14 protein-coding genes are annotated in these 13,280 nt (G+C 46.5%); 12 read left to right on the top strand and 2 right to left on the bottom strand.

Annotated features, from left to right (window positions below; translation table 11 throughout):
* Window positions 1–81 precede the first annotated feature (81 nt).
* Both hslO and hslR read right to left on the bottom strand, forming a co-directional pair.
* Entirely contained in the window at window positions 82–957 is an 876-nt protein-coding gene (gene hslO / locus OH459_RS14100; RefSeq protein ID WP_017817173.1) for an Hsp33 family molecular chaperone HslO, read from the bottom strand.
* Window positions 958–988: 31 nt separating this feature from the next.
* A complete protein-coding gene (gene hslR / locus OH459_RS14095; RefSeq protein WP_005448506.1) occupies window positions 989–1,375 on the bottom strand; it encodes a ribosome-associated heat shock protein Hsp15 in 387 nt (128 codons plus the stop codon).
* Between the two features lie 256 nt (window positions 1,376–1,631).
* Here hslR and gspC point away from each other — a divergent pair, with 256 nt between their 5' ends.
* Genes gspC through OH459_RS14035 form a run of 12 tightly spaced genes read left to right on the top strand, consistent with a single transcriptional unit; the run spans window position 1,632 to window position 13,002 of the window.
* Window positions 1,632–2,555 carry a type II secretion system protein GspC gene (gspC, locus tag OH459_RS14090; RefSeq protein ID WP_009701537.1) on the top strand — a complete coding sequence of 308 codons (924 nt, stop codon included), beginning with the start codon at window positions 1,632–1,634 and terminating at the stop codon, window positions 2,553–2,555.
* Window positions 2,556–2,591: 36 nt separating this feature from the next.
* Window positions 2,592–4,628, top strand: a complete 2,037-nt coding sequence (gene gspD, locus OH459_RS14085; RefSeq protein WP_269987281.1) for a type II secretion system secretin GspD — start codon at window positions 2,592–2,594, stop codon at window positions 4,626–4,628.
* Complete coding sequence (gene gspE, locus OH459_RS14080) at window positions 4,621–6,123, top strand: type II secretion system ATPase GspE (protein ID WP_005448500.1); 1,503 nt, start codon at window positions 4,621–4,623, stop codon at window positions 6,121–6,123. Before gspD ends, gspE begins: the two co-directional genes overlap by 8 nt.
* Window positions 6,123–7,343: a type II secretion system inner membrane protein GspF gene (gene gspF / locus OH459_RS14075; RefSeq protein ID WP_009698980.1), complete on the top strand. Its 1,221-nt coding sequence runs from the start codon at window positions 6,123–6,125 to the stop codon at window positions 7,341–7,343. The genes gspE and gspF overlap by 1 nt, the downstream gene beginning before the upstream one ends.
* Window positions 7,344–7,403: 60 nt before the next feature.
* Entirely contained in the window at window positions 7,404–7,847 is a 444-nt protein-coding gene (gene gspG / locus OH459_RS14070) for a type II secretion system major pseudopilin GspG (protein WP_005434493.1), read from the top strand.
* Window positions 7,848–7,878: 31 nt separating this feature from the next.
* Window positions 7,879–8,484 (top strand): prepilin-type N-terminal cleavage/methylation domain-containing protein, encoded by a 606-nt coding sequence (locus OH459_RS14065; RefSeq protein WP_033001300.1) that lies wholly within the window; start codon window positions 7,879–7,881, stop codon window positions 8,482–8,484.
* Complete coding sequence (gene gspI / locus OH459_RS14060; RefSeq protein ID WP_269987276.1) at window positions 8,465–8,860, top strand: type II secretion system minor pseudopilin GspI; 396 nt, start codon at window positions 8,465–8,467, stop codon at window positions 8,858–8,860. Before OH459_RS14065 ends, gspI begins: the two co-directional genes overlap by 20 nt.
* Complete coding sequence (gspJ, locus tag OH459_RS14055) at window positions 8,847–9,566, top strand: type II secretion system minor pseudopilin GspJ (protein ID WP_009702504.1); 720 nt, start codon at window positions 8,847–8,849, stop codon at window positions 9,564–9,566. Before gspI ends, gspJ begins: the two co-directional genes overlap by 14 nt.
* On the top strand, window positions 9,559–10,569 hold the full coding sequence (gene gspK, locus OH459_RS14050; protein WP_050921280.1) for a type II secretion system minor pseudopilin GspK: 1,011 nt from the start codon (window positions 9,559–9,561) through the stop codon (window positions 10,567–10,569). Before gspJ ends, gspK begins: the two co-directional genes overlap by 8 nt.
* The gene (gene gspL / locus OH459_RS14045; protein ID WP_269987273.1) at window positions 10,538–11,740 is read left to right on the top strand and encodes a type II secretion system protein GspL; all 1,203 of its coding nucleotides are present in this window, start codon (window positions 10,538–10,540) and stop codon (window positions 11,738–11,740) included. The genes gspK and gspL overlap by 32 nt, the downstream gene beginning before the upstream one ends.
* A gap of 7 nt (window positions 11,741–11,747) precedes the next feature.
* Complete coding sequence (locus tag OH459_RS14040; protein ID WP_005448492.1) at window positions 11,748–12,239, top strand: type II secretion system protein M; 492 nt, start codon at window positions 11,748–11,750, stop codon at window positions 12,237–12,239.
* 1 nt (window position 12,240) lies between these two features.
* Entirely contained in the window at window positions 12,241–13,002 is a 762-nt protein-coding gene (locus OH459_RS14035; RefSeq protein WP_005448490.1) for a type II secretion system protein N, read from the top strand.
* Window positions 13,003–13,280: the final 278 nt, after the last annotated feature.

The raw sequence follows: 13,280 nt of genomic DNA, 5'->3' as shown, positions 1-13,280 counted from the left end.
ATACGAGGGTTTGATCACAAAAAGGCCAGCGTTGCGCTGACCTTTTGAAGGGTAAATTACATGCTTGTTAAGCTATGAAAATTAATGCACGGTTTTATTGTCTGAAGTTGCCTGCGTATACAGTTCGGTAATTTCAGATTCGTCGAACGTGTATGACGTGCCGCAGTAATCACAATGTAAAGAAATTGATCCTTCTTCGGCTAAAATGTCATAAATTTCAGTTTTATCAACAGTGATGATCGCTGCACCGCTACGCTCACGAGAACAACCACAGTGGAATTCCACCGGTTGCGGTTCGTATAGGCGAACAGAATCTTGGTTGTATAGACGGTAAAGCAGTTCATTTGCAGGTAGTGTGAACAGCTCTTCGTTTTTCACTGTCGCAGTCAGTTGCTCTAGGTGCTCAAAGTCTTCAGGTGTACCTGTACCATCTGGCATTACCTGAATCATCATACCTGCTGCGTGCTTTTTGCCTTCATGTTCACCAGTGCGGATCCAAAGACGTGTTTTTAGCTGTTCTGAGTTTGCGAAGTAACCTTCGATAACGTCAGCTAGCGTTTCACCTTCTAGACCAACCACGCCTTGGTAGCGTTCGCCTTTTTTAGGTTCGATGGTGATCACCAGGTAGCCTTTACCCATCATGTCGTGCAGGCTTGCGTCTTCAGCAATGTCGCCTTCCCAACGTGCAACGCCGCGGATCTTCTGATCGTGGTCGCCGTTAATGACAGCTAGTGATACAGGACCATCACCTTGTAGTTGGATAGTGATTGAGCCTTCGAACTTCAAAGTTGCAGTTAAAAGAGTGGTTGAAACGAGTAGCTCACCCAACAGTTTTTGCAGTGCTGCCGGATATTCCTTGCTGGAGATAATACGTTGGTATGCTTCATCCAATTGAACCAACTCGCCACGTACTGAAAGATCTTCGAATAGGTAGCGGTTTAAAACATTATTTGCCATGGAGTGCTTTCCTCGTCGGTAATTCCGGCTTTTATTGGTGTTTGAACTTGATGATGTCGCGGCGCTGCTTCTTATCTGGGCGGCGTTCCGGACTTGGGTTGTGGGCGTTGAGTTTGCGCTGCATCGCATGCTCTTCACGTTGGCTGATGCTTGATTCAGTCTCGCGATATAGCGTTTGAGCGATAGGTGCGCCTCGGCGTTGATCAGAGATTTTCTCGATGATCACCGTCTTCTCTTCGTTACCTTGACGAAGGCGAATCTCAGCACCCAATTCAACGATTTTGCTTGGTTTGCTTCGTTGCCCATTATAGTGGACTTTACCGCCATCGACCATATTACGAGCGATAGAGCGGGTTTTATAGAATCTGGCAGCCCACAGCCATTTATCTAGCCTTACGGCTTCATTTACGGAACTCATAGAACTCTGTGCAATCTAATCACTGCATTAATGGCGCAGTGACTGGTGGATTATTCACCTACAGATGGTGCCAAGGCTGTTTTTTTTCAAGGGAGTTGGCAAAAACGGCATAAGAAAAAGGTATGAAAAGGAACTTGTGATATAGTTCACTGCTCTTTGTTGAGTAGTAATTTTATTGCAATTTTAGCAAGATAGGGTCGACATTCTTTGACTTATACTTAAGGTCGACGGACGTAAGAATAAAGGAATCAATTCAGTGAAGCGTTTAGAGCTAAGTGCAGGATTAGCAAGCAGCCCGCTACTGGCTCAGATTAAGTCCAACAATCACACCATTCAAGCGAAACTTAGTGTGCTTCTTACTTGTCTATTTATAGCAATGACGGGTTGGATACTTGGCAAAGTGGTGTGGCTAGCAATGCCTCAAACTTCTGATGTGGCTCAATGGAAGCCGTCAGCAAGTGCTGTTGCGTCAACGAGTAAAAAAGACGCGATTGATTTTAACGCCCTCCAAAATGCCAATTTGTTCGGGAAGTACACTGAGCAAAAGCCGGTCGTAATAGAACAACCTGTCGTGCAAGATGCGCCTAAAACCCGCTTAAACCTAACACTTGTTGGTGCAGTTGCGAGCAGCAACGCAAAAACGAGTTTGGCGGTTATTGCCAATCGAGGTAAGCAAGCGACATATGGTATTGGCGAAGAAATTGACGGCACACGAGCAGAATTAAAAGCGGTATTGGTCGATCGCGTGATCATTGACAACCAAGGTCGAGACGAAACCTTGATGCTACAAGGCATCGAGTACAGCAAACTGTCTGAAAGTCGACCGGTTAATCAACCCAAAGCTCAAAAAGCAAATAACTCATCCGCAGTGAGTGAAAAGGTTGATCAAATCCGCGCGGAAATTGCTAAAGATCCGCAAAGCGTATTCAAGTACATCAACATTTCTCCGGTTAAGAAAGACGGAGGGATTGTCGGCTATCGCGTTTCACCAGGACGTGATGCGGCACTGTTTAATGATGTCGGTCTAAAAGCTGGTGATATTGCGGTGCAATTAAACGGGATCGATTTAAGTGATCCATCATCTTCAGTAGAACTGATGCAAGTGATGAACGATCCGCAAGAATTGAATTTGACTGTTGAGCGTGATGGTCAACAGTACGACATCTATATCCAATTGTAATACTTAGGCAACCAGCGTAAGTTCAGGGAGACATACGTGAAACATTGGTTTAGCAAAAGTGCTTGGTTACTAGCAGGTACACTACTCTGCGCACCGGGTGCGATGGCGAACGAGTTTAGTGCTAGCTTCAAAGGCACAGACATTCAAGAATTCATCAACATTGTTGGTCGTAACCTAGAGAAGACCATCATCGTTGACCCATCGGTACGCGGCAAAATCGACGTACGCAGCTACGACGTTCTTAACGAAAAGCAATACTATAGCTTCTTCCTCAACGTTCTTGAGGTGTATGGCTATGCTGTTGTGGAAATGGACAACGGCGTACTGAAAGTCATCAAGGCGAAAGATTCAAAAACCTCTGCGATTCCAGTTTTGGGCGATGACAGTGCGCAAGGCGACAGCGTGATTACACGTGTGGTAGCGGTGCGTAACGTATCGGTTCGTGAGTTATCGCCGCTACTGCGTCAACTTATCGATAATGCGGGCGCGGGTAACGTCGTGCACTATGACCCTGCTAACATCATTTTGATCACAGGTCGTGCTGCGGTGGTTAACCGCCTTGCTGAAATCATCAAGCGTGTTGACCAAGCGGGTGACAAAGAGATCGAAGTGGTTGAGCTGCGTAATGCATCTGCTTCTGAAATGGTTCGTATCGTTGATGCCCTGAACAAAACGACGAACCAAAAAAGCACACCTGAATTCCTAGAACCAAAAATCGTAGCGGATGAGCGTACCAACTCAATCCTGATTTCTGGTGACCCAAAAGTACGTGCTCGTCTGAAGCGTTTGATTCGTCAACTTGATGTCGAAATGGCGACTAAAGGTAACAACCGCGTGGTGTACCTCAAGTACGCTAAAGCAGAAGACCTAGTTGATGTACTAAAAGGTGTCTCTGACAACCTACAGGCTGAGAAGCAAGCAGGTCAAAAAGGTGGTTCATCTTCTGCAAAACGTGGTGAGGTGGTGATTGCAGCTCATGAGGCAACTAACTCGCTCGTACTGACGGCTCCGCCAGATATCATGATGGCACTGCAGGACGTGATTTCTCAGTTGGATATCCGTCGTGCACAAGTATTGATTGAAGCGCTAATCGTTGAAATGTCGGAAGGTGATGGTATTAACCTTGGCGTTCAATGGGGCTCGTTGGAAACGGGTGCGGTTATCCAATACGGCAACACTGGTGCACCGATTGGTCAGGTGATGGTTGGTTTGGAAGAAGCGAAAGATACGACTGAAAAGAAACCGATTCGTAACTCAGATACTGATGCGATTAAGTACTACGAAGAAACGACAGTGAAAGGTGACTATTCGACCCTAGCATCCGCTCTTGGTGGTGTTAACGGTGCAGCAATGAGCATCATGATGGGTGACTGGACTGCACTGATTACGGCAGTGTCATCGGACTCAAACTCAAACATTCTGTCCTCTCCAAGCATTACTGTAATGGATAACGGTGAAGCGTCATTCATTGTTGGTGAGGAAGTGCCAGTAATTACTGGTTCTACTGCTGGTTCAAACAATGACAATCCATTCCAAACGGTCGATCGTAAGGAAGTGGGTATCAAACTGAAAGTGGTTCCTCAGATCAACGAAGGTGACTCTGTTCAACTGAACATTGAACAAGAAGTTTCTAACGTGCTAGGTGCAAATGGTGCTGTTGACGTGCGTTTTGCTAAGCGCCAATTGAACACTTCAGTAATGATTCAAGACGGTCAAATGCTGGTTCTTGGTGGTCTAGTTGATGAGCGTGCGCTTGAAAGTGAATCTAAAGTGCCACTGCTGGGCGATATTCCAGTGCTTGGTCATCTGTTTAAATCAACCAGCACACAAACTGAGAAGCGTAACTTGATGGTGTTCATCAAGCCGACCATTATCCGTGATGGTATGACGGCTGATGGTATTACGCAGCGTAAGTACAACTTCATCCGTGCTGAGCAGCTATACAAAGCACAAGAAGGTTTGAAACTGATGGATGATTCAAACATTCCAGTGATGCCTGAATTTGGTCAGGAACGTAAGCACCCTGCTGAAATCCAAGCCTTCATCGATCAGATGGTAAAGAATAATGGTTGATATGTTAGACACTGCGCCAAGTATGCGCCGTCTGCCATTCAGTTTTGCCAACCGCTTTAAACTGGTATTGGAGACGGAGCACCCTGAGCGCCCTCCAATTCTGTATTACGTAGAGCCGCTCAATCCTGCGGCTCTCGTTGAAGTACGCCGAGTTCTAAAACAAAACTTTATCCCTCAAGCGATGGATAAAGAAGCGTTCGACAAAAAGCTCACTGAAGCTTATCAGCGAGACTCTTCTGAAGCTCGTCAGTTGATGGAAGACATTGGTGCAGACAGTGATGACTTTTTCTCTTTAGCGGAAGAATTGCCGCACGATGAAGACTTGTTGGAGTCTGAAGATGATGCACCAATCATCAAGTTGATTAACGCCATGCTTGGTGAAGCGATCAAAGAAGGGGCGTCGGATATCCATATCGAGACGTTTGAGAAAACCCTTTCGATTCGTTTCCGTGTTGATGGTGTATTGCGTGAAGTCTTAACCCCAAGCCGCAAGCTCGCTCCTTTGCTGGTTTCTCGTGTGAAGGTAATGGCGAAGCTTGATATTGCAGAAAAACGCGTACCTCAAGATGGTCGTATTTCGCTGCGTATTGGTGGTCGTGCAGTAGACGTGCGTGTGTCGACCATGCCTTCATCACATGGTGAACGTGTCGTAATGCGTCTGTTGGATAAGAACGCGACTCGTCTTGATCTACACAGCTTAGGTATGACGCCGTCTGTGCATGATAACTTCCGTCATTTGATTGGTCGTCCTCATGGCATCATATTGGTGACCGGTCCGACAGGTTCGGGTAAGTCGACCACCTTGTATGCTGGCTTACAAGAGATCAACAGCAACGAGCGCAACATTCTTACCGTTGAAGACCCGATTGAATTTGATATCGATGGCATCGGTCAAACGCAAGTGAACCCGAAGGTCGACATGACGTTTGCGCGTGGTTTGCGTGCGATTCTTCGTCAAGACCCGGACGTCGTGATGGTCGGTGAGATCCGTGACTTAGAAACCGCACAGATTGCCGTACAAGCGTCTTTGACTGGTCACTTAGTAATGTCAACGCTACACACCAATACCGCAGTTGGCGCAATCACGCGTCTGCGCGATATGGGTATCGAACCATTCCTGATTTCTTCTTCGCTATTGGGCGTGCTAGCTCAGCGCCTAGTTCGTACGCTTTGTTCTGACTGTAAAGAACCATACGAAGCGGATAAAGAACAGAAGAAGCTGTTTGGTTTAGAAGAACACGAATCATTGACTTTGCATCGTGCTAAAGGTTGTGAAGTGTGTAACCAGAAAGGTTACCGTGGACGTACTGGTATTCATGAGCTGCTGATGGTGGATGAGAAGGTTCAAGAGCTGATCCACAGTGAAGCGGGTGAGCAAGAAATTGAAAAAGCCGTACGTGCACACACACCAAGTATTCGTAGTGATGGTTTAAGTAAGGTCCACCGTGGTATCACTTCTCTTGAAGAAGTCATGCGAGTGACCAAGGAAGCGTAATGGCAGCATTTGAATACAAAGCGCTGGATGCGAAAGGCAAACAAAAGAAAGGCACTATTGAAGGGGATAACGCCCGTCAGGTGCGCCAACGCCTAAAAGAGCAGGGCATGATCCCTGTTGAGGTGATGGAAGCCAAAGCGAAAGCCGCTAAGTCTTCAGGTGGTTCGGTTGGCTTCAAACGTGGTATCAAAACCGCAGAACTTGCTTTGATTACGCGTCAGCTATCAACGCTTGTACAATCTGGTATGCCATTGGAAGAGTGTTTAAAAGCTGTTTCTGAGCAAGCTGAAAAGCCGCGTATTCGTTCGATGATCGCAGCAGTGCGCTCAAAAGTGACGGAGGGTTATCCGCTGGCAGACAGTTTGGGTGATTACCCACATGTGTTTGATGAGCTATTCCGTTCTATGGTGGCTGCTGGTGAAAAATCTGGCCACTTAGATGCGGTACTGGAGCGATTAGCGGAATACGTAGAAAACCGCCAGAAGATGCGTAATAAACTGCTTCAAGCCATGATTTACCCTGTGGTGCTTGTGGTGTTTGCGGTGGGTATCGTGTCGTTACTGCTTTCTTCTGTGGTGCCGAAAATCATCGAACCAATCATTCAAATGGGGCAAGAGCTACCACAGTCGACGCAAGTATTGTTGTCAGCCAGTGAATTTGTCCAAGAATGGGGTTTAATCATCTTTGTTGTGTTGGTGGTGTTTTTCTATGGCTTGAAGCTCGCACTGCAAAGACCCAATTTCCGTTTAGCATGGGACAGAAAAATCCTCAGTCTGCCTTTGCTAGGCAAAATCTCTCGAGGTCTTAATACGTCTCGATTTGCGCGCACGTTATCGATTTGTACTTCAAGTGCGATTCCTATTCTTGAAGGTATGCGCGTCGCGGTGGACGTTATGTCAAACCGATACGTGAAACAACAGGTCTTAGTGGCGGCTGACAACGTACGTGAAGGTGCAAGTCTGCGCAAAGCGTTGGATCAAACTCGCTTGTTTCCACCAATGATGCTGCACATGATTTCTAGTGGTGAGCAGAGTGGTGAACTAGAGAGCATGCTAACCCGTGCGGCTGACAACCAAGACCAAAACTTTGAATCTACAGTGAATATCGCTTTGGGGATTTTCACTCCAGTGTTAATTGCACTGATGGCTGGTCTCGTTCTTTTCATCGTAATGGCGACATTGATGCCAATGTTGGAAATGAATAACTTGATGAGCGGATAAAATTCGAGTTAAGTCGTGTCTATTGATGGCACGGCTTGAATCTAACTTTCGGAGAAAATAATGAAATTTAAGCGCAGTAAGCAACAAGGCTTCACTCTATTAGAAGTAATGGTTGTTGTTGTTATTCTAGGTATTTTGGCGAGTGTTGTTGTTCCTAACCTACTAGGTAACAAAGAAAAAGCAGACCAACAAAAGGCGATCACAGACATCGTGGCATTGGAAAACGCGTTGGACATGTACAAGCTGGATAACAGCGTTTACCCAACGACAGACCAAGGTCTAGATGCATTGGTGAATAAGCCTTCTAACCCAGAGCCACGTAACTACCGTGACGGTGGTTACATCAAGCGTCTACCATCTGATCCATGGGGCAACGAGTACCAGTACCTAAGCCCTGGTGACAATGGCACGATTGATATCTTTACTCTAGGCGCTGATGGTCAAGAAGGCGGCGAAGGTCCGGCTGCAGATATCGGCAACTGGAACATGCAAGATTTCCAATAAGCCCTCGCTTAAACCAGCACTAATGAAAAAAATGCAAAAACACCTCGGTTTTACATTGATAGAAATTCTATTGGTGCTGGTTTTGTTATCCCTTACCGCTGTCGCGGTGATCGCAACTTTGCCTACCAGTCAAAAAGACCTTTCCAAACAATACGCGCACAGTTTTTTTCAGCGCTTACAACTGCTTAATGAAGAAGCAGTACTAAGTGGCAAAGATTTTGGTTTGCGTGTTGATGACGTTAAATCTACCTACACTTTATTGAGCTTGACCCAAGATGGCTGGCAACCACTGGAATTAAAGCAGATCCCAAGTGAAACCAAGCTTGAGGGGGATATTTCTCTGCAGTTGGATTTAGGTGGTGGTGCGTGGGATAAAGACGATCGACTGTTCGAACCTGGCTCCCTGTTTGATGAAGACATGTTTGCTGAGGAAGAGGACAAAAAGAAAAAGAAAGTGAAGCCACCTCAAGTGTTCATTTTCTCTAGTGCAGAGATTACGCCTTTCACCCTGTCATTCTTCCCTGAAGAGGGAGATGCATTTAACGATGGCTGGCGGATCATTGGTAAAGAGACTGGCGAGATAGAGTTATTAGCGCCAGGAGAAGAAGCAGAAGACGATGACAATACGACATTCTAAGCCAAATCGTATTGGCACATCGCACTGCAATACTCGAGGTATGACATTACTTGAGGTGTTAGTCGCACTTGCGATTTTTGCCACAGCCGCGATCAGTGTGATCCGCTCTGTGAGCCAACACATCAATACGGTCAGTTATTTAGAAGAAAAAATGTTTGCAGCTATGGTTGTGGATAACCAAATGGCGAATGTGATGCTCTCAACGGAAAAGCTTAAAGCAAAGAACGGTACTGAAGAGCTAGCAGGGCGCTCTTGGTATTGGAAAATCACACCTGTTGCCACCACGCAGCCATTGCTGAAAGCATTTGATGTCAGTGTCGCGACTGAGAAAAACGCGAGCCCAGTGGTTACGGTGAGAAGTTATGTTGCGCAGTAAGATTCAACGTATCAACAAACACCGCAAACGCAATCAACGTGGTTTTACTTTGATTGAAGTACTGGTGTCGATTGCCATTTTTGCCAGCATGAGTGTTGCTGCTTACCAAGTCGTGTCACAAGTGCAGCGCAGCAATGTGTTGTCCCAAGAGCGTACTCAGCGCCTTAATGAGCTGCAACGTGCGATGGTGATGATGGATAACGATTTTCGCCAAATGGCAATGCGTCAGATGCGTACCAATGGCGAAGAACCATCAAAGCAACTACTGTTTTGGTCAGATTATCTGCTTGATTCAGATGCAAAAGGCGTGATGTTTGCTCGTCTAGGTTGGCACAACCCACAACAGCAATTTCCACGTGGTGAAGTCACGAAAGTGGGCTATCGCATTAAAGATGAAGTGCTGCAACGTGTGTGGTGGCGATACCCAGATACGCCAACAGGGCAAGAAGGGATCGTGACGCCTTTACTCACTCAGGTCGAAGAATTCGATATGCGCTTTTATGATGGAAAGTCATGGAAGAAAGAATGGGCAAGTAGCAGTGAGTTACCTAAAGCGGTATCGGTTATTTTGAAGCTAAAAGACTATGGTGAGATCACTCGCACCTATCTGACGCCGGATGGAAAACTTGCGTCAAGTAGCCAAGATAACTCTGGCGGTAGCAACTCGTCTGGGGGTAACAACTCCTCTGGAGGTAATAATGGCTAGTCGTCAACGTGGGGTCGCGCTCCTTATCGTTTTGATGCTACTTGCCATCATGACGACAGTCGCCGCAAGTATGTCAGAGCGACTGTTTTTGCAGTTTCAACGCGCTTCAAACCAGATTAATTATCAGCAGGCATATTGGTACAGCTTAGGGGTAGAGGCTCTAGCCGAAATTGGTATTGAGCAAAGTTATAAAGACAGCGATACCATTAATTTAAGTCAGCCGTGGGCGATCAAAGAGCAGGTTTATCCGCTCGACTATGGTCAAGCCGCTGGTCGTATTATCGATAAACAGGCATGCTTTAACTTGAACGTATTGGCAAGTGTCCAACCTAACGGCGCGCAAGCAACTCGTCCATACTTAGTGCAAGTCTTTCAACGTTTGATGGAAGAAATGGACGTTGAACCTTACCAAGCTGAAGTGATTGCCGATTCAACATGGGAATATGTTGATAGTGATAGCACAGTGCGTTCTACGGCAGGTGTGGAAGACAGCACCTATGAAGCGATGAAACCCCAATACTTGCCACCAAATGGATGGATGGCGGATGCGAGTGAGTTACGTGCGGTTTACCAAGTGAGTGGCGATATCTATCAGAAGATAGCCCCAATGGTTTGTGCGCTCCCAAGCGATGATTGGCGTTTGAACGTAAACACAATTGACGTTGAACAAGCACCGATCTTAGTTGCGATGTTTACGCCCGGCTTGAGTAGCAGCGATGCGGTGCAACTGATAGAAAAGCGTCCTTTTGATGGTTGGGATAGCGTTGATGAATTTTTAGCTGAGTCGGAATTAGCTGGCTTAAGTGGTGATGTAAAGAAAAATGCCAAAGGTTATTTGGGAGTAGACAGCTCCTTCTTTGAGCTGGATGCACAGGTGCTGGTGGATGAATCCCGAGTACGTATTCGAAGCCTTTTGCAAAGTACAAATAGAGAAACGGTGACTGTCGTTCGCCGTCGTTTTGGAGGAATCAGTGAGCGAGTTTCTGACCGTTCGGCTGAGTAGCGAACAACAAAGTACCATTCCATGGTTGGTGTGGTCGACACAACAGCAAGAAGTGATTGCCAGTGGTGAAATTGCCGGATGGGAACATCTGGACGAACTGGTAGCCTACGCTGATCAGCGCCAAATTGTTGCGCTGTTAGCCAGTAATGATGTTGTGTTAACAGAAGTAGATATCCCACCAGGCGCATTGCGTCAGTTTGACAGCATGCTGCCATATCTGGTGGAAGACGAAGTCGCGCAAGACGTGGACAACCTGCATTTCACAGTATTAAACAAGCAAGCAGAAACAGCACAAGTGTGTGCAGTGGAGCGAGCTTGGATTCAGACCATTTTGCAGCGTTTCTCCAGCCAAGGTCTTGTGATCAAGCGTATGTTGCCTGATGTTTTGGCAATGCCTGCGAATGATGAAAACAGTTCGGCTGCAATGCTAGGGGAGCAATGGTTAATTCGTCATTCTGACACTCAAGGTGCTGTGGTGGATGCATCCTGGCTTGATCTGTATTTATCCGCTTACCTTCAAAGTCATGAAGGTTGGAAGCTTGATTGCTACAGCTCTGTACCAGAATCAACGGTGCCAGATATCTGGGTAGCAAAACCAGAAGAAATGACCATGGCACTGCTGGCGAAAGGGGTTGCAGAGAGCAAAATCAATCTCCTTACTGGCGCTTTTAAACCGAAATCCTCGTGGGGCAAGTACGTTAAGGTGTGGCAGAAAACGGCGATTGCTGCTGGTGTGTTGTTGGTAGTACTTGTTGGTCAACAATTGTTGATGGTTCATAAATACGAAGCGCAAGCACAAGCGTATCGCGAAGAAAGTGAACGTATTTTCCGTCAAATATTCCCGAATAAGCGTCGTATTCCGACAGTCAGCTACTTGAAGCGTCAAATGACCGATGAAGAACGCCGTTTATCTGGTGGATCGAGTGATGTGGCGATGCTGTCTTGGATCGCGGCACTGCCAACGACTCTGGGACAGGTGAATGATCTGCAAATCACCAGCTTTAAATATGACGGTCAACGTGGCGAAGTTCGTATTCAAGCGAGCAGCTCTGACTTCCAGCCATTTGAACAAGCACGTGTGAAACTGGCGGAGAAGTTTAACGTCGAACAAGGTCAACTGAACCGCAACGGCAACGTTGTGATGGGCAGTTTTGTGTTGAAGCGTCAGTGAGGTGATGATGAAGAATTTAATCGCACAAGCTCAAGCTTGGTGGAGCAGCATCTCGCAACGTGAGCAACGTCTGGTGATGGGCGGTAGCATTATTGCTGTCCTTGGCATCATTTACTGGGGCCTTTTACAGCCAATGAATCAACGAGCTGAATTAGCTCAGTCTCGAATTCAAAGTGAGAAACAACTGCTAACTTGGGTACAAGATAAAGCCGATGATATTACCGCACTACGTAAAAGTGGCGGTGTTAGCTTTTCCAATCAACCATTGAACCAAGTGGTGTCTTCATCTGCGCGCCGCTACAAAGTTGAACTGATCCGTGTACAACCGCGTAATGATAGCGTTCAGGTGTGGATTAAGCCTCTGGCATTCAATCAGATGGTGGATTGGTTGCGTTATCTAAAAGAACAACAAGGGATTGAGGTGGAATTCCTAGACATCGACCGTACTGAGCAAGCAGGTATGATCGACGTAAACCGCCTGCAATTTAAGCGAGGTTAAGGTGAAAAAAGCTGTTCTTTACGTTGTTATTTTTATTGCCTTTTTCTCGACTAGTTTAATTGCTGGTTTGCCAATCTCTTGGGTACTACAACAAGTGCCTATGGTGCGAGGTTTAGATATTCAAGGTGCGCAAGGCACGGTTTGGCAAGGTAGCGCATCCAATGTGCGTTGGCAGCGTCAAAACCTGGGAGAATTGAACTGGGACTTCCAACTGTCGGGGCTATTTACCGGTAAAGCCGAGTTTGCGGTACGTTTTGGTCGCGGTAGCGATATGGACGTTCGTGGACGAGGTTTGGTTGGCTACAGCCTTACCAGTGGTCCGTATGCTGAAAACTTAGTCGCATCTATTCCTGCGGCAAAAGTGGTTGAACAGGCACGCCTTCCAGTTCCTGTTGGGGTGGAAGGGCAACTTGAACTGAACATCCGCCATGCGACATACGCAGCACCTTGGTGTAAGACTGCGGAAGGTACGTTAGTTTGGAGTGCTAGTGGTATTCAAAGCCCGCTAGGTAGCCTTGAACTTGGGCCTGTCATTGCCGATTTGAACTGCAAAGACAGCGTATTATCAGCGTCTGGCGAACAGAAAAGCCAACAAGTATCAGCGGCGTTTTCCGCTGAGCTCATGCCAAATCAGCGTTACTCAACGAAAGCTTGGTTTAAACCAGGAGCGGAGTTCCCATCGGGTATGAGCGACCAACTAAAATGGCTGGGTAACCCTAACTCGCAAGGTCAATACGAGTTTGATTACAAAGGGCGTTTCTAGCCAAATCTGTCATTCAGAACATTATCAAAGAGCTGCCAGTGTGCAGCTCTTTTTGCTTTTGGATCATGGTAGGCTAAACCCTCTATTTGCTGTACGAAAACTTAGTTGGTTATTAGTTTGATCTTTAACCTTATGATTTTTATGTGAATAATGCGGCTTTGTGCAGGTTGGTAAGCATTTGGATCATAGTAGGCCAAATGCTCCTAACGCTGTACAAAAGGCAAAAAGAAAGGCCACGAAGTGAATTCGTGACCTTCTTTCTCATTGATATAGTCAGG

It is taken from the genome of Vibrio sp. MM46, from assembly GCF_027587135.1.
Lineage (GTDB): Bacteria > Pseudomonadota > Gammaproteobacteria > Enterobacterales > Vibrionaceae > Vibrio > Vibrio harveyi.
The sequence above is the reverse complement of the archived record's forward strand: the minus strand, read 5'-3'. Positions and strand labels throughout refer to the sequence as shown.